Source organism: Flavobacterium proteolyticum (assembly GCF_015223105.1).
Lineage (GTDB): Bacteria > Bacteroidota > Bacteroidia > Flavobacteriales > Flavobacteriaceae > Flavobacterium > Flavobacterium proteolyticum.
Genome location: NZ_JADFTZ010000003.1, coordinates 27,786 through 50,599, shown reverse-complemented (window position 1 = coordinate 50,599; position 22,814 = coordinate 27,786). Strand labels below are relative to the sequence as shown.

Annotated in this window: 24 protein-coding genes; 15 read left to right on the top strand and 9 right to left on the bottom strand. The window is 32.1% G+C overall.

All coding sequences use genetic code 11. The annotated features are described in order from the left end of the window. Nucleotides 1-4 precede the first annotated feature (4 nt). The 3 genes from IM755_RS07810 to IM755_RS07800 all read right to left on the bottom strand — a co-directional run bounded on the left by IM755_RS07810 (nt 5) and on the right by IM755_RS07800 (nt 3,874). Nucleotides 5-439: a hypothetical protein gene (locus IM755_RS07810; protein ID WP_194095502.1), complete on the bottom strand. Its 435-nt coding sequence runs from the start codon at nt 437-439 to the stop codon at nt 5-7. Nucleotides 440-891: 452 nt separating this feature from the next. Then, complete coding sequence (locus IM755_RS07805) at nt 892-1,470, bottom strand: peptidylprolyl isomerase (RefSeq protein WP_194095500.1); 579 nt, start codon at nt 1,468-1,470, stop codon at nt 892-894. 427 nt (nt 1,471-1,897) lie between these two features. Continuing rightward, nucleotides 1,898-3,874, bottom strand: a complete 1,977-nt coding sequence (locus tag IM755_RS07800; RefSeq protein WP_194095497.1) for an alpha-ketoacid dehydrogenase subunit alpha/beta — start codon at nt 3,872-3,874, stop codon at nt 1,898-1,900. Between the two features lie 400 nt (nt 3,875-4,274). On the opposite strand from IM755_RS07800, the gene IM755_RS07795 reads away from it, so the two are divergent. The 10 genes from IM755_RS07795 to IM755_RS07750 all read left to right on the top strand — a co-directional run bounded on the left by IM755_RS07795 (nt 4,275) and on the right by IM755_RS07750 (nt 11,414). Continuing rightward, on the top strand, nt 4,275-5,228 hold the full coding sequence (locus tag IM755_RS07795; protein WP_111565848.1) for an isopenicillin N synthase family dioxygenase: 954 nt from the start codon (nt 4,275-4,277) through the stop codon (nt 5,226-5,228). Nucleotides 5,229-5,398: 170 nt separating this feature from the next. After that, the gene (locus IM755_RS07790; RefSeq protein ID WP_194095495.1) at nt 5,399-5,797 is read left to right on the top strand and encodes a GxxExxY protein; all 399 of its coding nucleotides are present in this window, start codon (nt 5,399-5,401) and stop codon (nt 5,795-5,797) included. 45 nt (nt 5,798-5,842) lie between these two features. Further along, nucleotides 5,843-6,175 carry a translation initiation factor gene (locus IM755_RS07785; RefSeq protein WP_194095493.1) on the top strand — a complete coding sequence of 111 codons (333 nt, stop codon included), beginning with the start codon at nt 5,843-5,845 and terminating at the stop codon, nt 6,173-6,175. Nucleotides 6,176-6,234: 59 nt separating this feature from the next. Continuing rightward, the gene (locus IM755_RS07780) at nt 6,235-7,101 is read left to right on the top strand and encodes a nucleoside phosphorylase (protein ID WP_194095491.1); all 867 of its coding nucleotides are present in this window, start codon (nt 6,235-6,237) and stop codon (nt 7,099-7,101) included. Nucleotides 7,102-7,166: 65 nt separating this feature from the next. Continuing rightward, nucleotides 7,167-7,721 (top strand): GNAT family N-acetyltransferase, encoded by a 555-nt coding sequence (locus IM755_RS07775; RefSeq protein WP_194095489.1) that lies wholly within the window; start codon nt 7,167-7,169, stop codon nt 7,719-7,721. After that, nucleotides 7,718-8,563, top strand: coding sequence for a substrate-binding domain-containing protein (locus tag IM755_RS07770; RefSeq protein WP_194095487.1), 846 nt, complete (start codon nt 7,718-7,720; stop codon nt 8,561-8,563). Before IM755_RS07775 ends, IM755_RS07770 begins: the two co-directional genes overlap by 4 nt. 27 nt (nt 8,564-8,590) lie before the next feature. Next, nucleotides 8,591-9,520, top strand: a complete 930-nt coding sequence (locus IM755_RS07765; protein WP_194095478.1) for a transglutaminase — start codon at nt 8,591-8,593, stop codon at nt 9,518-9,520. 38 nt (nt 9,521-9,558) lie between these two features. Then, a complete protein-coding gene (locus IM755_RS07760) occupies nt 9,559-10,152 on the top strand; it encodes a hypothetical protein (protein ID WP_194095476.1) in 594 nt (197 codons plus the stop codon). 11 nt (nt 10,153-10,163) lie between these two features. Beyond that, a complete protein-coding gene (locus IM755_RS07755; protein ID WP_194095474.1) occupies nt 10,164-10,697 on the top strand; it encodes a hypothetical protein in 534 nt (177 codons plus the stop codon). 126 nt (nt 10,698-10,823) lie between these two features. Next, nucleotides 10,824-11,414, top strand: coding sequence for a hypothetical protein (locus tag IM755_RS07750; protein WP_194095472.1), 591 nt, complete (start codon nt 10,824-10,826; stop codon nt 11,412-11,414). A 63-nt stretch (nt 11,415-11,477) separates the two neighbouring features. Here IM755_RS07750 and ung read toward each other — a convergent pair whose 3' ends face one another. Next, nucleotides 11,478-12,143 carry a uracil-DNA glycosylase gene (ung, locus tag IM755_RS07745; protein ID WP_194095470.1) on the bottom strand — a complete coding sequence of 222 codons (666 nt, stop codon included), beginning with the start codon at nt 12,141-12,143 and terminating at the stop codon, nt 11,478-11,480. An 83-nt stretch (nt 12,144-12,226) separates the two neighbouring features. Here ung and IM755_RS07740 point away from each other — a divergent pair, with 83 nt between their 5' ends. From IM755_RS07740 to IM755_RS07730, 3 genes are all read left to right on the top strand, one after another. Next, nucleotides 12,227-14,395, top strand: coding sequence for an endonuclease MutS2 (locus tag IM755_RS07740; protein ID WP_194095468.1), 2,169 nt, complete (start codon nt 12,227-12,229; stop codon nt 14,393-14,395). Nucleotides 14,396-14,412: 17 nt separating this feature from the next. Beyond that, nucleotides 14,413-14,835: a thiol-disulfide oxidoreductase DCC family protein gene (locus tag IM755_RS07735; RefSeq protein WP_194095466.1), complete on the top strand. Its 423-nt coding sequence runs from the start codon at nt 14,413-14,415 to the stop codon at nt 14,833-14,835. 72 nt (nt 14,836-14,907) lie between these two features. Then, nucleotides 14,908-15,051: a hypothetical protein gene (locus IM755_RS07730; protein WP_194095464.1), complete on the top strand. Its 144-nt coding sequence runs from the start codon at nt 14,908-14,910 to the stop codon at nt 15,049-15,051. Nucleotides 15,052-15,066: 15 nt separating this feature from the next. Here the strand turns inward: IM755_RS07730 and aroC are convergent, their stop codons facing one another. Beyond that, entirely contained in the window at nt 15,067-16,128 is a 1,062-nt protein-coding gene (gene aroC / locus IM755_RS07725) for a chorismate synthase (protein ID WP_194095461.1), read from the bottom strand. Nucleotides 16,129-16,285: 157 nt separating this feature from the next. Here aroC and IM755_RS07720 point away from each other — a divergent pair, with 157 nt between their 5' ends. Both IM755_RS07720 and IM755_RS07715 read left to right on the top strand, forming a co-directional pair. Next, nucleotides 16,286-17,086 carry a hypothetical protein gene (locus IM755_RS07720; RefSeq protein WP_194095450.1) on the top strand — a complete coding sequence of 267 codons (801 nt, stop codon included), beginning with the start codon at nt 16,286-16,288 and terminating at the stop codon, nt 17,084-17,086. A gap of 51 nt (nt 17,087-17,137) precedes the next feature. Next, the gene (locus tag IM755_RS07715) at nt 17,138-17,635 is read left to right on the top strand and encodes a hypothetical protein (protein WP_194095448.1); all 498 of its coding nucleotides are present in this window, start codon (nt 17,138-17,140) and stop codon (nt 17,633-17,635) included. A 35-nt stretch (nt 17,636-17,670) separates the two neighbouring features. Here IM755_RS07715 and IM755_RS07710 read toward each other — a convergent pair whose 3' ends face one another. From IM755_RS07710 to IM755_RS07695, 4 genes are all read right to left on the bottom strand, one after another. Next, nucleotides 17,671-18,102: a protease complex subunit PrcB family protein gene (locus IM755_RS07710; protein WP_194095446.1), complete on the bottom strand. Its 432-nt coding sequence runs from the start codon at nt 18,100-18,102 to the stop codon at nt 17,671-17,673. Continuing rightward, the gene (gene bshA, locus IM755_RS07705; RefSeq protein WP_194095444.1) at nt 18,102-19,232 is read right to left on the bottom strand and encodes an N-acetyl-alpha-D-glucosaminyl L-malate synthase BshA; all 1,131 of its coding nucleotides are present in this window, start codon (nt 19,230-19,232) and stop codon (nt 18,102-18,104) included. Before bshA ends, IM755_RS07710 begins: the two co-directional genes overlap by 1 nt. Nucleotides 19,233-19,297: 65 nt before the next feature. Then, nucleotides 19,298-19,753, bottom strand: coding sequence for a DUF1801 domain-containing protein (locus tag IM755_RS07700; RefSeq protein ID WP_194095442.1), 456 nt, complete (start codon nt 19,751-19,753; stop codon nt 19,298-19,300). A 39-nt stretch (nt 19,754-19,792) separates the two neighbouring features. After that, nucleotides 19,793-22,711, bottom strand: coding sequence for a glycoside hydrolase family 3 N-terminal domain-containing protein (locus IM755_RS07695; protein WP_194095440.1), 2,919 nt, complete (start codon nt 22,709-22,711; stop codon nt 19,793-19,795). Nucleotides 22,712-22,814: the final 103 nt, after the last annotated feature.

The following is a 22,814-nucleotide window of genomic DNA, read 5'->3' as shown; positions in this document are numbered from 1 at the left end:
CGATTTACCAATAACTTCCTGTTAAAAAAGTTAATCGTATAAATGTTAATGTTTTGTTATCTTTTAAATCTATTGTTTGTTCTAATGTTTCCAGAGCATCATCACCATAAAAAACAGCAAACATTCCATCTTCAAATGCCTGAATAGCTGTTTCTTGGGCCTTTCTTAAATCTGGAAGGTTATGATTGTAAATAGCACCAAAGCTCATTTTTCCCGAATCTAAAAGAATAGGTAAATAATGATCTCTAGGTAAATGGGTTTTATCTTCATCATCAACTTCAAAAGACGATTTTGAAAATTGATCTACTTGTTGCGCAACAACCAATTCTAATAATTGTATTACTGTAATTACTGTGGATGTAGTAGTTAAAACTATAACATTATCCTGAATTATAGGATGCTTTTTTCCTAATTGTTTGACTGAAATAGTGAGGTTCATATTCAATACACTAAGTTTTTATTGGTTCAACAAGATATGTTTTTTTTAGCAACTGTTTGTATTGTTATATTAAAAAAATAATATTTTTTTTAATATAATTCCGCTCTCATTTGGTTACACATTTACCTTTATTTTTTACTATCTCGTTTATTCATGAAACATTTTTTTACTTTTTTCTATTTCTGTCATGCTGAACTCGATTAACTTCGTTGAATCTTCGATTTCAGCATCTAAAACCCTATTTTCAATCATTCATAAAACAAAAAAAACGCCCTTTTTGCAAAGGACGTTTCTTATGTTTTGGTATAATTTTACTAAAAACAATAACTATTCTTCATAAAAACACATTCAACGTCCATTAATTTCCATAGGAAAATCTATCGCTGAGCGATATAAATTTAGACTAATATGTTTCTTTTGTGTTTTCATTTCTGGGGCAAATATATTTAGAATTAAAGTACTTTTATATAATATATCGCTACTTTTTCAACATCATCATATAACTTGAATACAACATAATACCAATTCAGTTCTGGCGTATCAACTAAAAAGACATCTCCTTTTTTATGTTTTTTTACGGCTTCTCTAAATGTTGGTTCAACATTTATATCATCAATCCAACCAAAGTTTCCTCCAGGTTTACTATTATGATCCATAGTGTATTTTGCAACTAATTCATCAGAAGAGACACCTTTATCATATAAATCCAAAATTTCTTTACGTTTTAAATCAATTTCTTTTTTTGGAAGGGTTTTGCCATAAAAGAAAATATAATTTACCTTCATCGCAACAATAGGTTTGACTTCTAAAACCTTAATGTTTTCAGTTTTACTCTTTTCGCTTAATTGATTTTTATAATAATTTAAACTGTCCTTAGTTGTTGCGATATAATCTATAATTGTAAATCTATCAGTATTTATTTCTTTATATTTTTCTGCATCATCAATTGAATTAATTGCAGTTAAATCAATCTTTTGAGCAGTTAAATTTGAAAAAGTAATTAGAAATAATAATGTAAAAAGTTGTTTCATTTTATTTTTATGATTAACACAAATATACCAAAAACCGAACTACAAATCGTAAGTACATACAACGATTTATAATTGAGTTTTCAATAAACTAAAAACTTAACTATAAATACTTTTTTGTATATTCTTCTACATTTCTTCCTACATTGTTCGTACAAACACCCCTTTTTACGTAGCTCGTTCGAACAATGTTCGAACAAACTACGAACAAAACCCCTATAAAATCAGACCTAACCTATCACAAGCTATCAAAAAGTGTCAAAACCTATCAAAAGCTATCAAAAGTGGTTAAATGATTTTAAATAGATACTAGGTAGATACTCCGTACATACTCCATAGATAGAGTATAGATAAAGTATGGATAATGTATGCAACCCAAACAAAAAAAGACACCCGAAAGTGTCTTTTAAATAATTTATAATATAATGAATTAATAAATTAATAATTCTTTTAATTCTTTTTCAAATCTACCTTTTGGCAAATATTGATCTTCTAACGTTTTCATGAATGGAATAGCCGATTCTAAACTTCCAACTCTTCTTACTGGAGCATCTAAATATTCGAAACAGTTTTCCATAATCATGGCTGAAATATCGCTGGCAACTCCACCAAATAATGTGTCTTCTTGTAAAATGATTACTTTATTCGTTTTCTTAACTGAAGCGTAAATTGCATCCCAATCCATTGGTTGTAACGTTCTTAAATCTAATAAATCCGCTTTAATTTCTGGATTTTTAGCTAAAGTTTCTAAAGCCCAATGAACTCCAGCTCCAAACGAAATAATCGTAACATCTGTTCCTTCTTTAATCAATGACGCTTTTCCGAAAGGTAATGTGTAGTAATCTTTTGGTACATCTTGATATACACTTCTATACAATTGTTTGTGCTCAAAAAATAATACTGGATTTGGGTCGTTAATTGCGGTATTTAATAATCCTTTTGCGTCATAAGGAAATGCTGGATACACTACTTTTAATCCTGGTGTTTTGGTAAACCAAGCTTCGTTAGTTTGTGAATGGAAAGGTCCTGCTTGAGTTCCACCGCCACAAGGCATACGCACCACTACATCCGACTTTTCTTGCCATCTGTAATGTTGCTTCGCTAATAAGTTCACAATTGGATTAAAACCAGTAGAAACGAAATCCGCAAATTGCATTTCCATCACCGCCTTAAATCCGTTTATAGATAATCCGTTAGCTGCTGAAACGACAGCACTTTCACAGATTGGTGTATTTCTAACTCTTTCTTTTCCAAATTGCGCTACAAATCCGTCCGTAATTTTGAAAGCACCACCATATTCGGCGATATCTTGTCCCATGATAACTAAATTTTCATGGCGTTCCATCGACTGACGTAAACCATTCGAAATCGCATCAATCACACGGATATTTTCTACTTCCGAAGAAGGATTGAATTCTTCGAAAGTATAAGGCTTGTAAACATCACCTAATTCTTCTTCTAAAGAAGCTACAATTTCTGGTTCTTCTTGCACTTTTGCCCAGTCCGTATCAATTTCTTTCTTAATTTCAGCACGAATCGCTTCATCTTCTTCCTCTGATAAAACTGCTGTAGCTTTTAAGTAATTTCTATAATTTTCTACTGGGTCTTTCACCGCCCACATGTCCATTAATTCTTGAGGAACGTATTTCGTACCACTCGCCTCTTCATGACCACGCATTCTGAATGTCTTGAACTCCAATAACACAGGACGAGGATTTTCAACCATAGAAGCTTTTAATTCCGAAATCAAATGAACCACTTCTAATAAGTTATTTCCGTCTACAACGTGGCTTTCCATTCCGTAACCAACACCTTTATCAGCAAGGTTTTCACAACGGTATTGCTCGTTTGTAGGAGTTGATAATCCGTAACCATTATTTTCAATTACGAATAAAACCGGTAATTCCCAAACAGCTGCAATATTCAACGCTTCATGAAAATCGCCTTCCGAAGTAGCGCCTTCACCTGTAAATACAGCAGTAACTTTTCCGTTTTTTCTTAGTTTATTGGCTAAAGCGATTCCGTCAGCAATCCCTAATTGTGGACCCAAATGCGAAATCATTCCAATAATCTTGTATTCTTGCGTTCCAAAGTGGAAACTTCTATCACGACCTTTAGTAAATCCGTTTTTCTTACCTTGCCATTGCGAAAACAAACGGTGCAACGGAATATCGCGAGTGGTAAACACTCCTAAATTACGGTGCATTGGTAAAATATATTCATCTTTATCCAAAACCGAAGTTATCCCCACAGAAATAGCTTCTTGTCCAATTCCTGAGAACCATTTCGATACTTTTCCTTGACGGATTAGAATCAACATTTTCTCTTCAATTAAACGTGGTTTTAAGATTTTCTTGTATAAATCAAGTAGTTGCGAATTCGATAAATCTTTTCTTTCAAAGTTCATGATACTGGAACAATTAAATTTTGCTCAAAAGTAATAAAAATAACATTTTGAAAGCGAATTGTTATAAAAAAAGAAAGTTAAAAAATCAAAGGCAAGGGCAAACTCAAATTCAAGTTTAAATTTTAACGCAAAGAATACTAAGAATTAGTTTTAAGTTTTGTAAAACCACTTCAAGCAATATTTCCACTATCCACTATTCCCTTTTTACTATTCCCTTTTTACTATTCCCTTTTTACTATTCCCTTTTTACTATTCCCTTTTTACTTTTTACTTTTTACTTTTTACTTTTCACTTTAACCCAATTGTTAACAACTTTACTTTTTTGATTTTAAAATATTTAATTACATTTGTATTTACTTGGGTTAAAGCCCATTTGATTTATTAACAATAAAGTTTAAGTATGCAACAAATTCCTAGTGTTGACTTACGTGATTTCCTGTCGGATGATCCGGCACGTAAACAAAAATTTGTAAATGAAATCGGAAAAGCCTACGAAGAAATCGGCTTCGTAGCATTAAAAGGTCATTTTTTAGATGACAAATTAGTTGAAGGATTGTATTCAGAAGTAAGAAACTTCTTTTCACTTCCTTTAGAAACCAAAGCTAAATACGAAATCCCAGGAATTGGTGGACAACGTGGTTATGTTTCTTTCGGTAAAGAACATGCTAAAGGTCGCTCTGCTGGAGATTTGAAAGAGTTTTGGCATTTTGGACAATACGTTAGCGAAGGTTCAAAGTACGCTGGCGAATATCCAGATAACGTGGAAGTAACAGAATTACCTAAATTCAATGAAGTAGGTAAAGAAGCGTACCAAATGTTAGAAAAAACAGGTGTTTATGTGTTGAGAGCTTTAGCACTTTACATCGGATTAGACGAATTCTACTTTGATAAATACATCAAAGACGGAAACAGTATTTTACGTCCAATCCATTACCCACCTATTACCGACGAACCTAAAGACGGAGCCGTTCGTGCTGCAGCACATGGAGACATCAACTTGATTACCTTATTAATGGGAGCTCAAGGAAAAGGTTTACAAGTACAAAATCACAACGGAGAATGGATTGATGCTATGGCTCAACCAGACGAGTTGATGATTAACGTTGGGGATATGTTATCAAGACACACCAACAACAAGTTGAAATCAACGATTCACCAAGTGGTTAATCCACCAAGAGAATTATGGGGTTCATCTCGTTATTCAATTCCTTTCTTCATGCACCCAGTAAGCGATATGAGTTTAAATTGTTTACCAGAATGTATCGATGAAAATAATCCAAAATTATACGAAGATATCACCGCTGGTGAATTCTTACATGAACGTTTGGTAGAATTAGGATTGATTAAGAAATAAAGGAAATCACATTCCAAATAAATAAAATTCCAAATTCCAAGTAACATTGGGGTTTGGTTTTTTGTTTAAAAATTGAAAATACATACACGCCATATTAGCACGCGGATGAAACGGATTTACTTCGTAAAACGCAGATTAAAACAGATTTTAAACCATAAAGAAATGAATATATGCACTTATTACATCAAGATTTAACATCGTTAATTTTAAAAACTTTTTACGAAGTATACAACGAATTAGGTTATGGTTTTCTTGAAAAAGTTTATCAAAACGCCTTATTGATTGAGTTAAGAAAAAATGGACTTGAAGCAACTCCTAATAAGAAAATTAAAGTTTATTACAAAGGAGAAAATGTTGGTGATTATTATGTTGATATCATTGTAAACGATACAATCATATTAGAATTAAAAGCTGCCGATTATATTGTAGAAGAGTTTGAAAATCAATTACTCAATTACTTAAAAGGAACTGATTGCGAAATTGGTCTGTTATTAAATTTTGGCAAGAAACCTGAATTCAGAAGAAAAATTTATGAAAACAAAAGAAAGAATAGAAAAAATCAGTTTTAATTCGCGCTTCGCTTAAGCGAATCCGTTTTATCCGCGTGCTAAAATATGGACTTACAAGAACAATTAAAAAAACTATTCCCCAACCACGAAGTTTCTAACGAACCAGAAACTACCGAGGAAACGCCTCACGAATTATTCGTTCAAAAAGAACCAATGATTTGCAAATATGAGAAACGCAAAGGAAAACCTACCACGATTATTTCAGGATATGAAGGCGAAGATGAGGATTTTAAAATCTTAGCCAAGGAAATCAAAAGCAAATTAGCGGTTGGTGGTACTTTTAAAGATGGCGAAATCATCATTCAAGGCGATTATCGTGATAAAATCATGAAATTATTACAAGACAAAGGATTCAAAACAAAACGAGTTGGAGGTTAAAAATTAACAATTAGTTTGAGTTATTTAATTACAGAATTATCAATTATCAATTAAAACAAATGATAGCAGCATCAGAATTAATATTAAATCCAGACGGAAGTGTATATCACATCAATTTAAAACCTGGACAAATCGCTAACGATATTATCTTCGTTGGGGATCAAAACCGTGTAGAAAAAATCACAAAACACTTTGATTCTATTGAGTTTACCACTCAAAAACGCGAGTTCAAAACCCAAACTGGAACTTACAAAGGCAAAAGAATTACCGTTATGTCTTCTGGAATTGGTCCAGACAACATCGATATCGTAATGAATGAATTAGACGCCTTGGTAAACGTAGATTTAGAAACAAGAACCGTTAAAAAAGAATTGACTTCTTTAAATATTGTTCGTATTGGAACTTCAGGTTCCTTACAAGCCGATATCCCTTGCGATAGCTTTGTTATGAGTCAATATGGCTTAGGATTGGATAATATGCTTCGCTCCTATTTAATTGATGAAATTTCAGAAACTGAAATGGAAGAAGCTTTCATCAAGCAAACGAATTGGGACATGAGAAAAGGGCGTCCATACGTAATTGCAGGAAGTAAAACGTTAGAACAACGTTTAGAAAGCGATAAAATTTTCAAAGGATTCACTGGAACTGCTGGAGGATTTTACGGCCCACAAGGTCGTGTAGTACGTTTAGGAATCCAAGATCCTGAGTTAAATGCTAAAATGGATAGTTTCAATTTCAACGGAACTCGAATGACGAATTTAGAAATGGAAACTGGCGCTATTTATGGTCTAGGAAAACTGTTAGGACACAACTGTTTATCATTAAATGCTATCATCGCTAACCGTGCAACTGGAACTTTCAGTGAAGATCCATACAAAGCTGTAGATGAATTAATTGAATATACATTGAATAAATTAGCAGAGTAAGAAAATAAAGAATCAAAAATTATTTAAATTTTTAAAATTTCTCGAATCTGTGTTCCAAAAACAAAATGAATTTAATTCTAGAAACTCCCCGATTAATCCTCAGAGAAATGCGTCACGAAGATGCAAATGCTCTATTTGAAATGGATTGCAATCCTAATGTTCACAAATATCTGTGGCAAAAACCCGTTGTAAATATTGACGAAGTTCATGCTTACATTGATATGGTCAGAAAACAATACATTGATAATGGAATAGGACGTTTTGTAGCTATTACTAAAGACTCGAATGAATTAATCGGTTGGACAGGAATTAAGTTCGTAAACGACCATATAGAAAACGGAAATACCAATTTTTACGATTACGGCTATCGTTTAAATGAAAAATTTTGGAACAAAGGTTACGCAACTGAAGCTTCAAACGCTTGGCTAAACTATGGCTTTAACCAAATGAACATTCAAGAAATGAATGCTTATACTCATGCCGAAAACGGAGCTTCTAACCATGTGTTGCAAAAAGTAGGTTTCCATTTTATGGAAGATTATCCTGATGAAAATGGTGTAACTTGGAAATGGTGGCTGTTAAAGAAATTAGAATTTAGAAATCAGAATTTAGAACAATGAAAACAATCAAAATAGCTGGAGTTCCAGAGCATTTCAATTTACCTTGGCACATGTGTATCGAAGATGGCGAATTTGAAGCCGTAGGAATCGATTTACAATGGACTGATGTTCCTGAAGGTACAGGAAAAATGTGTCAAATGTTGCGCGATGGTGAAACCGATATTGCCGTAATTCTTACCGAAGGAATCATCAAAGACATTTCGGCAGGAAATCCGAGTAAGATTGTGCAAGTTTATGTGCAAAGTCCATTAATTTGGGGCATTCACGTTGCTGCTAATTCTAACTATAAAACACTTTCCGATTTAGAAAATAAAAAAGTAGCTATTTCTAGAATGGGTTCTGGCTCGCATTTGATGAGTATTGTGAATGCTCAAAATCAGAATTGGAATACCGAAAACTTACAATTTGAAATCGTTAACACCATTGATGGCGCAGTTGAAAGCTTAACTTCAGGAAAAGCAGATTACTTCATGTGGGAACGATTTATGACACAACCATTAGTAGATAAAGGAATATTCAGAAGAATTGCCGATTGCCCTACTCCTTGGCCTTGTTTCGTAATTGCAGTTAGAAATGAAGTTTTGGAAAACCATCCAAAAGTAATCGACCAAATTTTAGATATTATCAATACGACAACAGAAGAATTCAAAATGATTCCGAGTATTGACAGAACCTTGGCTTCTAAATACAATCAAAATGTAGAAGCGATTCAAGAATGGTTAAAATTAACACGTTGGTCGCAAAAACAAATGACAGCACCAACTTTAGATAAAATAATGGAACAACTTTTGAGGCTTCAAATTATCCAGAAAAAAGTACCAAAAGAGTCGATACTTAAATAATTCCGTATTTTTATCGTTTTAAACGAAATGACAATTAAAATCCCAACTATCGCCGAACTCAAAGAAAAGCTTTCTTTACCGAAGCCTTGGGATAATGTTGTCATTTTTTTGTTGAATATCTTAATTGCTATTCCACTTTTTTTAATTGCACATCAAAATTTAATCGATTTAGAATGGTCACTGCATTTGGATCGAATCATCATATTCATCCTTATTCTCGTAGCTATCCAACTTGTTCTTCGATTGGTAAAAACCATCATTATTCTGATTGTTTTTCTATACCTAATTGCTTTGTTGTACGGCACTTTATTCGGAAATTACGGTTTTAATCGAGTTTTTGAAGATTATCGTTATATGGTGTATTCTATGAGCGAAACACCAAATCCACAAGATATTATTGTAGCCAAATTGCTTCCTTTTCCCAATAAATCTAAAATTATTAATGCAGTAGATTTTTCTAATCCGAAAGTTAGAAACTTTGCCTTATATGCTACAACGAAACATTTCAGAGAAATCAAACAAACTGGCGAAACCCGAAGAATGATTCAGTGTTTTGCTGTTTTTAAAGAAATTAGAAACCGCTGGAATTATGTTAACGATCCAAAAGGAAGAGAATATATAGCTTATGCTTCAGAAAGTTTACAACATTTTTCGGGGGATTGTGATGATCACGCTATTTTGATGGCAGCATGTATTAAAGCAATTGGCGGAACACCTAGAATTATTCATACAGGAGGACATTTGTACCCTGAAATGTTGATTGGCAATAAGACCGATTTAGAAACTGCCATTTATTTAATTAAAGAAGTGCTTTTTAAACAAGAAAGTCATAATCAACAAATTCATTATCATATTGATGAAAGAGGTCAAATTTGGTTAAATTTAGACTACACTGCCACCTATCCAGGTGGTAAATTTATGAGCGAAGAAATTCTTGGCGAGCTGACTTTTAATTGATAAAAATTTCTATATTTACAAAAATATTAACCTTACACATGAAAAGAATTAGCTGTTTATTAGGCCTATTTCTGTCGCTAAGTACTTTTGCGCAATCAAACGATAGCGGTGCTACCGACACAATTACATCTCCTATATTTTCTAAAAAAAACGAAATAAAAGTAGATGTCTTAAACTTAATTGGTAATGGAAGATTAGGAATATCTTATGAACGATTTCTAAATAAAGATTTTTCAGTTGGTATTACGGGATTGGCTTTTAACAAATCAAATAAAAAAGAAGACTTTCTTAAAGATGACACTCGAACGATGATTGAATATCAAGTAATTCCTTATGTTCGTTATGCGATGTCTAAAAGCGCTACAAATTTGTACTACTTAGAAGCTTTCTCTAATATAAATGGAGGTCAATATAAAGAGCTAAAAACGCTTAATAATGGCGCGGCTGATTATGTTGTGGTAACTAAAAAAGATTACAACGATATTGCTTTAGGAGCAGCCGTTGGATACAAGTTATACTTTAAAGAGAGTTTTGTTATCGATTTAACAGTAGGAATTGGAAAAAATTTATTCAATAGTGATAGCCCTTCAACTGTATCTCGTTTAGGTCTTAACTTAGGTTATCGTTTTTAAAATAAAATACAATGAAAAAACACATACACTATCTAACTATAGCTATCATCACATTATTATTTACAGGTTGTACTGAAAGTGATGATGAATTTTTTGCAACAAAAGCAGTTACAGTTAACAATAAAATCGAAGTCAGTGCTTCTGGCAATGTTTTAAATGTTAGTTGCAACTTTGACAGAATCCTAAATTATGGTTCTGATGCTCCTCTAGATTTGTTTTTAACAACAACTTCAAGATCATTCTTTTTTAATTATTCAATGCAAAAAAGAAACGCTTCAGGAACTTGGGAAAACTATATTCCAACTACTATTACCGCTACAAAAGGAGATAATTTCGTAGGAAGCTATATTTCAGGTATTCAACAATTAGATGCTTTAGATACTACTTACGAATACGATACTGATATTACCCTAGCTCCAGGACAATATAAAGTTATAGTTGAACCAAGAATAGTTTCTTTAGATTCTCAAGATGTTGTAACCGTAATAATTAATACTACTACAGTTGGTGCTACAAACAATATTCTAGAGTTTACAGTGAATTAGTTTTGTGTAAATGTTGTATTTATTTTTTTGCTATTTACTGGTTTTAATTAAAGCTATTTTAAAATGACAATGATGGTAAAGCATTTTCTTTCAATAATCTTTCTTACTTTCATTTTTAGTCAAAACTTGAATGCTCAAAGACATAAAACTAAAGATGTTTTAAAAATTGCAGATAGTATTTTATCAATAAATGTAAACTCTGAAATTATTAAATATTTCAAAGGTTACACTGGTTCATATCAAAAATATAAAAAAGGAAAATACTATTCGCATAGAGCTTTTACCCATAAAAAAAAATTAAATAAAAACGTTGAAGAAATTTGGATTTTATATCATTTTAGCTTCCCAGAACTAGAAGGCTTGACAAATGGTACTTGGCTAAAACTTGATAAAAATCATAATTTAATTGAACCTATAAACCTTAGTTTTATTCCACATTTTTTGTTAGAAAACAGAAAATGTGATTTTATAACAAAACAAGAAGCTCTTAAAATTGGTATAGAAAACTTTAAAGAGTCAGGAATAAAAATAAATGAACCAATTCTAATATTTAATAAAGAAACAAACTCTTACGTTTACAGAGTAGAGAATGTTCTAACAAAATCTAAAAATATAATTGGAAAAGATACTGGTAAAACCGAAGTGTTAATTATAAATTCATTATCAGGCAAAATAATTGAACGTATAGAAGGTCTTTATGGAATAATAATAAGATAAAAAAAGACTAAACAGTATTTTCTTTTATAACCATTTATTTATCTATCAATTAAACAACTCCTATCACCACTCAATCTCACTTTTCCCTTTCTCTCTCAAATACGCATTAGTCAATTTAAAATGATTGTTTCCAAACCACATACCTCTGTTAGCGCTTAAAGGTGACGGATGGCCGCTTTCTAAAACTAAATGTTTATTCCTATCGATTAGTTTCCCTTTTTTCTGAGCAAAACTTCCCCACAATAAAAACACTACATTTTCCGATTTTTGATTAATCAAATCAATCACAGCATCGGTAAAAAGATTCCATTTTAAGTGTTTGTGACTGTTGGCTTCGTCTTTTCTTACCGTTAAACCAGCGTTCAATAACAAAACCCCTTGCTTTGCCCAACGCTCTAAATTACCCGAAGTTGGGAAAAGAATTCTATCGTATTCCGTATTAATCTCTGTAAAAATATTTTTCAACGAAGGCGGAATGGCAACTCCATCATTTACCGAAAAACACAAACCATTCGCCTCACCTATTCCATGATACGGATCTTGTCCAATAATCACCACTTTTGTATCGCGAAAATCAAATTGCTCAAAAGCAGAAAAAATGAGTTCTTTTGGCGGAAAACAAGTCGTCGTGGCATATTCTTGCTCTACTTGTTGCATCAATTCTACAAAATAAGGCTTCTGAAATTCAGTCGATAATAGCGATTCCCAACTCTGATTTTTGATAAACATTTTATAATTTTTACCAAAAATATAAATTTCTGTTGCAATATGGATTTATTACTTTGTAACTTTGACCTAACAGAAAAAGAAAAATGATTTCGATTACAGAAAAAACACTACAAGATTTAGAATTCAACACGGTTTTAGAAACCATCGCTGGTCGCTGCAATACTGATATTGGTGAGGCAAAAGCCATGGCGATAACGCCGTTCAAAAACAAAGAAGAATTGCTTATTAACTTAAAGCAAACTTCTGAATATTTATCTTCGTTTTCCAACAATAATGCCATTCCGAATCACGGATTTGAGAACATCAACTACGAACTAAAATTCTTAGCTATCGAAGATAGTTTTTTAGAAGTAGGTAGCTTTAAAAAAATTGCCAACCTCTCAGAAACGGCGATTACGTTAATTCAGTTTTTAAAGAAGTTCGAAGATTATTATCCCAATTTATACCAAAAAGCATCTCAGATTGACATTGTAAAATTGATTATCCAACGTATCGACGAAGTGGTAGATAAGTTTGGAATCATAAAAGATAATGCTTCTCCAGATTTAGTAGATATTCGTCGAAATATTAATGTAGTTCGAGGAAAAATTAACCAAAGTTTTGGAATGGCTTTGAGCCAATATAATTCACTTGGTTATTTAGATGACATTAAAGAAACTGTGGTTGAAAATCGCCGAGTTTTAGCGGTTTTAGCGATGTATCGCAGAAAAGTAAAAGGTTCGATTTTAGGAAGTTCTAAAACAGGAAGCATCGCTTACATCGAACCCGAAGCAGCGCAACGATACTCGCGTGAGTTAAATAATTTGGAATACGAAGAGCGCGAAGAAATCATGCGTATTTTAAAACGTTTAACCAATGAAATTCGTCCGTTTACCGAAACTATTGCGGCTTATCAAGACTTTTTAAGTGGTATTGATGTGATTGCCGCAAAAGCGAAATATGCCTATAAAATCAATGGAATTCTTCCGAACATTATCGAAGAGAAACGTTTGTTTTTCAGAGAAGCCTTCCATCCTATTTTATATTTGAACAATAAAGAAAAGAAAGCCGTTACTTATCCGCAAACCATCGAATTACATAATGAAAGTCGCATTATTGTAATTTCTGGCCCAAATGCTGGAGGAAAAACAATTTCTTTGAAAACAGTTGGTTTACTACAATTAATGCTACAAAGTGGAATTTTAATTCCGGTTCACGAACGTAGCGAAACCTTTTTATTCGATAGAATTTTAACCGATATTGGCGACAATCAATCCATTGAAAATCATTTAAGTACGTACAGTTACCGATTAAAGAACATGAATTACTTTTTAAAGAAATGTAATGCTAAAACCTTGTTCTTAATTGATGAATTTGGAACGGGTTCTGATCCTGAATTAGGAGGTGCTTTGGCAGAAACTTTCTTAGAAGAATTCTATGCTCGTGAAGCTTTCGGAATTATAACAACACATTACAGTAACTTAAAAATATTAGCCAACGAATTGCCTTACGCTTCGAATGCGAACATGATGTTTGATGAGAAATCATTAGAACCGATGTACAAATTGATTTTGGGTCAAGCCGGAAGTTCGTTTACGTTTGAAGTAGCGCAAAAAAATGGTATCCCTTTCGGATTAATCAATCGTGCGAAAAAGAAAATTGAAGGAGGAAAAGTTCGTTTCGACAAAACCATTGCAACACTTCAAAAAGAGCGTTCTAAATTAGAAAAAACGTCTTTGACATTAAAAGAAGAAGAAACTAAAGCGCGTGAAGAAAGTAAGAAAATGGAAACCATCAATGCGAAAATTCAAGAGAAATTAGAGCGTTATCAAGAATTGTATGATGCCAACCAACGTTTGATTTACATCGGACAAAAAATAGATGATATTTCGGAGAGTTATTTCAACAATAAAGACAAAAAGACGTTGATTGGTGAATTTTTAAAAATGGTTGAAATCGAAAATTCAAAACGTAGAAAACTTTCAGCTAAAGAAAAGAAAGTCAAAGAAGTTATTCAGAAAAAAGTAGAAGAAGAAGTAAAAGTCAAGGTAGAGGAAATTCGAGTAGTTAAAAAAGAAAAGAAAATCAAAGCCAAAGTTGAAGAAGAAAACAAACCTAAAGTTGTACTAAAAGTTGGTGACCGAGTTCGAATGAAAGACGGAAAAGCCATTGGAACTATTGATGCTATCGAAAAATCAAAAGCAACTGTGAACTATGGAATTTTCACTTCAAAAGTGAGCTTAGAACAATTGGAATATGTTCAACCTGCTTAGTATTTAGAAAATATAGTATGGAAATACAAGACTTACCACAAGATAAAAAAATCATATTGTTTGATGGTGTTTGCAATTTATGTGATTCATCCGTTCAATATATAATTAAGCATGATAAAAAAGATGTTTTCAGATTTGTTTCACTTCAATCAGAATTGGGGCAAAAAATTTTAAAACACATTGGTATTAACCCCAAACATATTGATAGCATTGTATATTATGAACCTGGAATTTCCTATTATTATAAATCTACAGCCGCTTTAGAAATTGCAAAAGGATTAAGTGGAATATTCACTTTAGCAACTGTTTTTAAAATATTGCCAGCAGGAATAAGAGATTTTGTGTACGATTATGTAGCAAAACATCGCTACAAATGGTATGGCAAAAAAGAATCTTGTATGATTCCAACACCCGAACTAAAATCTAAATTTTTAGAATAAGTTACATGATAATTATCAGGAAATAAACAATTGTTAAATTTTATCTTTGTTTAAATTCTAACCTTTGTAACTATGGCAAATTTATTATTACCACTTTATTCTTGGGGAAATGGAGCTTTTATTATGATAATTGTATTTTTACTTGTAATATTAGGCTTAGTTGGAGCAGTAATGCTAATGATGAATAGTGATAAAAAGAAAAAAAACGACCAATAATTTGGTCGTTTTTTGTTATAAATAAATTTTATTTTGCAAAAAATAATCGGCAATAACTAAAGCAGCCATAGCTTCCACTATAGGAACGGCTCTTGGTACCACACAAGGATCGTGGCGTCCTTTCCCTTGTTGCTCAATAATTTCCCCTTGATTAGTTAAAACTTCTTGTTTTTGAATTAATGTTGCCACAGGTTTAAAAGCTACTCGAAAGTAAATATCCATTCCATTAGAAATTCCACCTTGAATACCTCCTGAAAGATTACTTTTTGTAGTTCCGTCAGTATTATAAGAATCATTGTGTTCGCTTCCTTTCATTTTGGCACCACAAAATCCGCTTCCAAATTCAAAGCCTTTTACTGCGTTTATTGAAAGCATTGCTTTTCCCAATTCGGCATGTAATTTATCAAAAACAGGTTCGCCTAAACCAATAGGTACATTTTGTATGACACATGTTATAGTTCCTCCAACGGTGTCGCCTTGTTTTTTAATTTCTTTAATGAAATTTTCCATTTTTTCGGCTGTAGCCAAATCAGGACAACGAACGGCATTACTTTCAATTTTTGAAAAATCCAAATCTTGATAAGGTTTATCGATAAAAATTTCGCCTACTGATGAAACGAAAGCATTGATTTTAATATCAGGAATAATTTGCTTAGCAATGGCGCCACTTACTACTCTACTTGCTGTTTCACGAGCTGAACTTCTGCCACCACCACGATAATCTCGAATACCATATTTTTGTTCATAAACATAATCGGCATGGCTTGGACGGTAGGTGTCTTTTATATGTGAATAATCATCTGACTTTTGATTCGTATTTGGAATAATAAATCCTATTGGTGTTCCGGTAGTTTTTCCTTCGAAAATTCCAGATAAAAATTGTACTTCATCTTCTTCTTTTCTTTGGGTAACAATAGAAGATTGACCTGGTTTTCTTCGTTGCATTTCAGCTTGAATAAAATCAAAATCTAATGTTAAACCAGCAGGACATCCATCTATAATTCCGCCCAAAGCTTCACCGTGTGATTCGCCAAAAGTGGTTAGTTTTAATAATTTTCCAAAAGTATTTCCTGCCATAACTGATACCAATCTTAAATTAATTTATATTGATAAACAAATGTAATGATAATTTAAAAAATAGCAGTTATAAAATAGAATTCGAAATTTTAAGTTTCTTATTCTTAAATAATTAATAAAAATGCTATATTAGCTTAATAATTTAACCCAAATAACTATGAAAAAATCAATATTATTTACATTTCTATTAATCTCTTCTATCTTTATTTCTTGTTCCAATGAGAACGAATCAGGAAATAGTAATTTTAATATTCCACTTGTAGATGGAAATTATTGGACGTATGATGTAGATAGTGAAGGAACCTTTACAAGAGATTCTCTATACATTTTTGATGATATTGTTACCAGTGGTAAAACCTATAAAAAATTTCAAACTAAAGACGATGTTGCTACTGGCTTTTATTCTTCCTCTTTAAGAAATAATGGTGTTAGAAAAAGTGGTTCTAAATTATTAATGACTGGTAATTTATCATTAGCATCGGGTCAAGATTTACCAATTAATTTAGATCTATCTTTAACTGATTTTGTTATTTTTAACAGTAACGCTTCTAATGGACAATCTTTAAATAATTCTCCTGTAACAGGAACTATAGAACAAACGTATCAAGGCTATCCAATTACTATTAATTATTCTCTTCAAAGTTATGGTGGAGAAAGTTTATCAACATTTACTTCTCCAAATGGAGATATTTATGATACTGTAAAGGCTACTAAAATAAAATTAAACGTTACAGTTACTACAGTTCAAACGATAGGTTCAATTACTATTCCAATAACTATTTTAGCGCCTCAAGATTTAATAATTTCTACCTTATACACTGCTGAAAACATAGGAGTTGTTTATGTAAATACGGATACGAATTATTCTATAAATTCTACTATTGCTGATCAATTTGGAATACCAGCTACCGGGTCGCAAAACCAAAAAGAATATCTTGATTTATACTTAACAAACTAAATTGGCACAGTATTTGTCAAAATTTGGCTATATTTGTAAAAAACATTTTATATGAAGAAATTAATTTTATCTGCTTTTATGCTACTAGGCTTAGCATTCAGCGCACAGGCTCAGGACATTTCTAAAAATGCATTAGGATTGCGTTTAGGTGACAACGACGGTTTTGGTGGAGAAATTTCTTACCAAAGAGGTATGGGTTCTAACAATAGATTAGAATTTGACTTAGGTTGGAGAAATAGTAAAGATGTTGATGCTTTTAAATTAGTTGGTTTGTATCAATGGGTTTGGAACATTGATGGTGGATTCAACTGGTATGCTGGTGCCGGTGCTGGTGTTGGAAGTTGGAGTTACAACAAAGATGGATTTAAAGATAGCGGAAGCTTTGTGTTAGCTGCTGGAGATATAGGTATTGAATATAACTTTCAAGAAGCACCTATTCAATTATCTTTAGACTTTAGACCTGAAATTTATTTTGGTGGTGATTATGCCGATTTTAGAGATGGTTTTGGTCCAGATATCGCTTTAGGAATTAGATACAAATTCAACTAATAATAAAAAAGTCCCAATTTAATTGGGACTTTTTTTTATTCAATTATTATTTTTTTGCCTTTTGGTATTAAAGCTATACAATAAGGTGACGTAATTACAGTTGTTGTAATTTCACCTGCTTTTGGTTGTATTTCTTTTTTCTTTACCAAAATAGTGGAATTTTCATTTACTACTGATTCAATATCAATTGAATAACCTCCAGATGTTTTTTGTCCTTGATATAAAACTAATACATCTTTCTTTTTAAAATCTACTTTTAAAAAATTTGCATATTGTGATTCGTCTAATTTTAGAGATTCTATAAATTGAATATAGGATTCGTTATTTTGTATTAACAAATGACTCGGTTTTTCAGCTCCACCCATCTCACTTCTGAAAATTACCGAAAAAGAAGAGTCAACTACTTGTTTTGGTGACGAAGTACTACATGAAATAAATAATAAAATTAAAGGTAAAAATTTGATCATTATTTTGAATTTAAAGCTTTAAAATAAACTTGCTCATATAAAGGCATAATATTCTGAATATCAAAAAGTTTCGCTGTTTCTAGAGCATTCACTTTAAATTGTGCTAATTTATGCTCATCTTTTAATAACGAAATAGCATCACGACTCATTTTAGCAACATCACCAACATCGCTCAAATAACCAGAAAAGTCATCTTTATTTACTTCAGGAAGCCCTCCTGAATTACTTGAAATCACAGGCACTCCACAAGCCATAGCCTCTAGTGCTGCCAAACCAAAACTTTCAGTTTCTGATGGTAATAAAAATAAATCAGAAAAACATAAAATTTTATCAATTTCATTACTATTTCCGAAGAAAATTACTTTGTTTTGAATACCAAGTTGTTCGCATAATTGCTCTGCTCCTTCTTTCTCTGGACCTTCACCCACCATCATTAATTTAGATGGAACTTCTTTCTGAATTTCATAAAAGATTCTAACTATATCTTCGATACGTTTTACTTTTCTAAAATTGGAAATATGTGTAATAATTTTTTCATTATCAGGCGCCATTAAAGAACGATGACAAGGAATGTTCTCTTTTAATTTCTCTTTATTTAATTCAATGAAATTTGGTATTACCTCTATTTCATTTTTGATATCAAACAAACGATACGTATCGTCTTTTAAACTTTGTGAAACACTCGTTACCACATCCGATTTATTGATACTGAAACTTACTGCTGGTTTGTAAAATGGGTGATTTCCCACTAACGTAATATCGGTTCCGTGAAGCGTGGTGACCATTGGAATATGAATGCCTTCATCTGCTAACATTTGTTTTGCCATGTAACCTGCATAAGCATGTGGAATGGCATAATGCACGTGTAAAACATCAATTTTGTACAATTTCACCATATCAACCAACTTACTAGAAAGTGCTAATTCGTAAGGTTGATAGTGAAACAAAGGATATTCAGGAACGTGAACTTCATGATAATGCACATTCGGATTCAATAAAGCCAAACGCACAGGTTGACTGTAAGTTATGAAGTGAATTTCATGACCTCTTTTGGCTAACTCCAAACCGAGTTCAGTAGCAACTACGCCACTTCCTCCAAATGTAGGATAACAAACTATCGCAATTTTCATTTATATAAATTTTGAAATAAAATTACCACTTCTAGCGTTGGCAACTCTAAAACATTTGTTAAAAATTATTTTTTAAAAGTAGCTTCGTAAGTGGCTATCCAATCTTGTACTGAGATTTTTTTTACCAACTCACCAATCAATTCAAACGGAATATTTTCTGGCTTTTTGATGCGCAAACAACTTTTACCAATATCTAATTTTTGTTTCGAATGTTTTGGATATTCGGTTACAAACCAATCGTATAATTCAGGTTTTGCATAAATACCCATGTGATAAAAGTTGATGCTGTTTTTTTGACTTGCAAATGACATGAATGGCAAAGGCAATTCTGGCGTACAGTGATACCCTGGAGGATAGATTGAATGAGGAACAGAATAACCAATCATACCATAACCAATTCCTTCCTGAAAACCTTCTGGAAGATTTTCTAAAATTATATTTCTTAATTTGTGTAACGCTTCTCTTCTGTCTTCTGGAGCTTCGTTGATGTATTGTTCTACTGTTATTGCTGCTGATGTCATAGTTGTTCTTTTAAAATTAGAATATTAAATTTACAAAAATTACTCAACAATCGCTTCGTAAATTACTCTTTGAATATTCTCTCTTATATTTTCTTTGGATAGCTTATTCGCAGCGTTAGAATCTGGATAGGTTCTATTTGATAAGAAAACATAAACAATTTCTTTTTCTGGGTCAGCCCAAGTCATAGTTCCAGTAAAACCTGTGTGTCCGAAACTTGTTAGTGAAACGCAACCACATGTTGGACCTTCATTTCCTAATTGCGGTTTATCAAAACCAACTCCTCTTCTATTTCCCTCTTTACAGAAATAGCAAGTATTGAACATATTAAACGTATTTTCAGAAATATAAGTTCTACCCCCATAACTTCCCTTTTGAAGATACATTTGCATCACTTTTGCTACATCTAAAGCATTTGCAAACAATCCTGCATGACCAGAAATTCCGCCTTGCATCGCAGCCGCCATGTCATGTACATATCCTTGCACTAACTGATGTCTGAAATACGTATCATTTTCCGTCGGAATAATTCTATTTGCATTCATTTTTCGTAACGGATTGTACATAATAGAATTAGCACCTAAAGGCTCGAAAAAATTTGTATGAGCTAATTCTTCAAGTGATTTTTTGCTATGTAACTCTAAATATTCTTTAAAAAGAATAAAAGTAAAATCGCTGTATTTGTATTGTTTTTTTGGTAATAAATCACTTTTTAAAATAGTATTGATAATGGTATCATTATAATCTTTTCTCAAATATAATTTATCGGCAACGTGGATTGGAAAATCATCTGAAAATTCAGTTCTGTAAAAATGCGTACTCGGTCGATTCAAACTGTCTAAAGTAGCTTTATAAAAAGGAATCCAAGGTTGAAAACGAGCCTGATGTGTTAACATATCTAAAACCGTTGCGTTTGCTTTATTTGAATTTTTTGCTTCAGGCAACATGGTTTTTAACTTCGTTTCTAAAGTTAAATGACCTTGATCAAATTCTTGCATGACATTAGGTAAAGTAGCAATAATTTTTGTCAAAGAAGCAATATCATATACATCGGTATTCGTTACGTTTTGATTTGATTCATAGGTGTGATTGCCGAATGATTTTTGGTAAATAACTTTCCCTTTTCGGGCCACAACGACTTGAATTCCAGGAGTCATTTTTCTTGAAATAGCATGATTAGCAATGGAATCTATTTTAGTTAACACTTTAGAATTCATACCCACGTTTTCAGGAATAGTAAACCCTAAACGTTTGATTTCTAATGTTTCAATTCCTTCATTTACTTTGAATTCGTCATCAATTGAAACAGGTAGTTTTCCTTTAGCTCCCATTGCTCCAAAGATAATTTGTGGCGCAATCGTTTGGGCAATATCGTTGTTTTGATAAGCAACTATAATAGTTTCAATATCTTCAAAATTCTTTAAATTAGTTAATGAATATGGTTTCGTAAAACAAGTCAAAATCACATCATTTTGCTTCGCAATTTGATTAATCCAAAGCATTTCTTTAAAATTCAAATTGTGATTTCTCCAAGCACCATCTTGTTTGTGATATCCAATAATCACTTTCGAATAATCTTGTAATTGTACTAAAACCGAATCTAAATTTTTGTTTGTAATTTCACTAATTGAAGCGTAATTTCTCAAATTAGCTAAAAAAGTATCTGATTTATCGTTTCCTAATTTAATGTAAGCGATTTTCTCTTTTTCAATATCGCGAACCGGAACTAATTTATCATGATTTTTGACAACAGTAACGGCATTTTCGTATAATTTATAATTTAAAGCATCATATTCTACTGCATTCAAATCTTTGTATAAATTATCTAAAACAATTGGTTGGTAGTTGTTCAAATTTGATTTGTATTTATAGGCTAAAATCTTTTTTACCGAATACATCAAACGATCTTCCGTAATAATTCCAGCATCGAAAGCTTCTTTAAATTTTTTAATAGCAACCGGAACATTTTCCGCAAATAACAAAACGTCATTTCCAGCTAAAAAAGCTTCTAAATCAATATCACCAGGTTTTTTAAAATTACTTGCACCTTTCATATTTAAGGCATCGGTAAAAATTAAACCTTCAAATTGCAATTCCTTTTTTAAAATATCAGTAACAACTGGATAGGAAATGGATGTAGGGTAATTTTCTCTTGGCTCTAAACTTGGTACATTTAAATGCGCGACCATTACACTCGCTAATCCATTTTTAATCAATTCTTTATATGGGAAAAGCTCTACATCATTTAATCGATTTTTGTCGAAATTTACAACTGGTAATGTGTGATGTGAATCGGTTGAAGTATCGCCATGTCCTGGAAAATGTTTCGCTGTAGCATAAACGCCTTCGTCTTGTAAACCTTTCATTAAAGCAATGGCTCTAGCGGTAACGTTTTCTTTGGTTTCTCCAAACGAACGATTGCCAATAATTGGATTTTTAGGATTCGTATTGATGTCCACAACTGGAGCAAAATTGAAGTGAATTCCCATTCGTTTTGATTGTTTTGCCATTTGATTTCCAGCTTTTTCAATCAATTTCATGTCTTGAACTGCACCTAATGTCATGTTCCATGGATAACGATAGGTAGAATCCAATCGCATGCTTAATCCCCATTCGGCATCAATTCCGATGAACAATGGCACTTTTGATTTTGCTTGATATCTATTGGTTAATTTTGCTTGACGCACTGGTCCGCCTTGAAAGAAAATCAAACCTCCAATTTTATATTCTTCTACTAATTTATCGATGGATTTATTGTGTGCTTCATCTTTATTGGAATACGCGGCAACCATAAACAACTGCCCCACTTTTTCTTCAAACGAAAATTGGTTGTAAATACTGTCCACCCAAACTTGTTGTGAAACCACTTTTTTAGCAGTTAAAACAGGTTTAGTTTTATTTTGGGAAAATGATATATGTATGAAAACTACCGAAAACAGTAGGGTGAGCACTCTTTGCATAAATTATAGTTTGATTTTTTAACTTAGAACTAAATCCATGCCAAAATACTACATCTTTACTTTAAAATAAAGTGTTTTAGGTTTATTTTATGAAGAAAGTTGT

Excerpts from the sequence above, each read along its gene's own strand:
- IM755_RS07760 (WP_194095476.1), top strand. The coding sequence starts at position 9,559 with ATGAAAAGAATTAGCTGTTTATTAGGCCTATTTCTGTCGCTAAGTACT.
- IM755_RS07755 (WP_194095474.1), top strand. The coding sequence starts at position 10,164 with ATGAAAAAACACATACACTATCTAACTATAGCTATCATCACATTATTA.
- IM755_RS07770 (WP_194095487.1), top strand. The coding sequence starts at position 7,718 with ATGAAAACAATCAAAATAGCTGGAGTTCCAGAGCATTTCAATTTACCT.
- IM755_RS07785 (WP_194095493.1), top strand. The coding sequence starts at position 5,843 with ATGGACTTACAAGAACAATTAAAAAAACTATTCCCCAACCACGAAGTT.
- IM755_RS07795 (WP_111565848.1), top strand. The coding sequence starts at position 4,275 with ATGCAACAAATTCCTAGTGTTGACTTACGTGATTTCCTGTCGGATGAT.
- IM755_RS07695 (WP_194095440.1), bottom strand. The coding sequence starts at position 22,711 with ATGCAAAGAGTGCTCACCCTACTGTTTTCGGTAGTTTTCATACATATA.
- IM755_RS07810 (WP_194095502.1), bottom strand. The coding sequence starts at position 439 with ATGAACCTCACTATTTCAGTCAAACAATTAGGAAAAAAGCATCCTATA.
- IM755_RS07735 (WP_194095466.1), top strand. The coding sequence starts at position 14,413 with ATGGAAATACAAGACTTACCACAAGATAAAAAAATCATATTGTTTGAT.
- ung (WP_194095470.1), bottom strand. The coding sequence starts at position 12,143 with ATGTTTATCAAAAATCAGAGTTGGGAATCGCTATTATCGACTGAATTT.
- IM755_RS07715 (WP_194095448.1), top strand. The coding sequence starts at position 17,138 with ATGAAGAAATTAATTTTATCTGCTTTTATGCTACTAGGCTTAGCATTC.
- aroC (WP_194095461.1), bottom strand. The coding sequence starts at position 16,128 with ATGGCAGGAAATACTTTTGGAAAATTATTAAAACTAACCACTTTTGGC.
- bshA (WP_194095444.1), bottom strand. The coding sequence starts at position 19,232 with ATGAAAATTGCGATAGTTTGTTATCCTACATTTGGAGGAAGTGGCGTA.
- IM755_RS07800 (WP_194095497.1), bottom strand. The coding sequence starts at position 3,874 with ATGAACTTTGAAAGAAAAGATTTATCGAATTCGCAACTACTTGATTTA.
- IM755_RS07790 (WP_194095495.1), top strand. The coding sequence starts at position 5,399 with ATGCACTTATTACATCAAGATTTAACATCGTTAATTTTAAAAACTTTT.
- IM755_RS07765 (WP_194095478.1), top strand. The coding sequence starts at position 8,591 with ATGACAATTAAAATCCCAACTATCGCCGAACTCAAAGAAAAGCTTTCT.
- IM755_RS07700 (WP_194095442.1), bottom strand. The coding sequence starts at position 19,753 with ATGACATCAGCAGCAATAACAGTAGAACAATACATCAACGAAGCTCCA.
- IM755_RS07730 (WP_194095464.1), top strand. The coding sequence starts at position 14,908 with ATGGCAAATTTATTATTACCACTTTATTCTTGGGGAAATGGAGCTTTT.
- IM755_RS07780 (WP_194095491.1), top strand. The coding sequence starts at position 6,235 with ATGATAGCAGCATCAGAATTAATATTAAATCCAGACGGAAGTGTATAT.
- IM755_RS07740 (WP_194095468.1), top strand. The coding sequence starts at position 12,227 with ATGATTTCGATTACAGAAAAAACACTACAAGATTTAGAATTCAACACG.
- IM755_RS07710 (WP_194095446.1), bottom strand. The coding sequence starts at position 18,102 with ATGATCAAATTTTTACCTTTAATTTTATTATTTATTTCATGTAGTACT.
- IM755_RS07720 (WP_194095450.1), top strand. The coding sequence starts at position 16,286 with ATGAAAAAATCAATATTATTTACATTTCTATTAATCTCTTCTATCTTT.
- IM755_RS07805 (WP_194095500.1), bottom strand. The coding sequence starts at position 1,470 with ATGAAACAACTTTTTACATTATTATTTCTAATTACTTTTTCAAATTTA.
- IM755_RS07775 (WP_194095489.1), top strand. The coding sequence starts at position 7,167 with ATGAATTTAATTCTAGAAACTCCCCGATTAATCCTCAGAGAAATGCGT.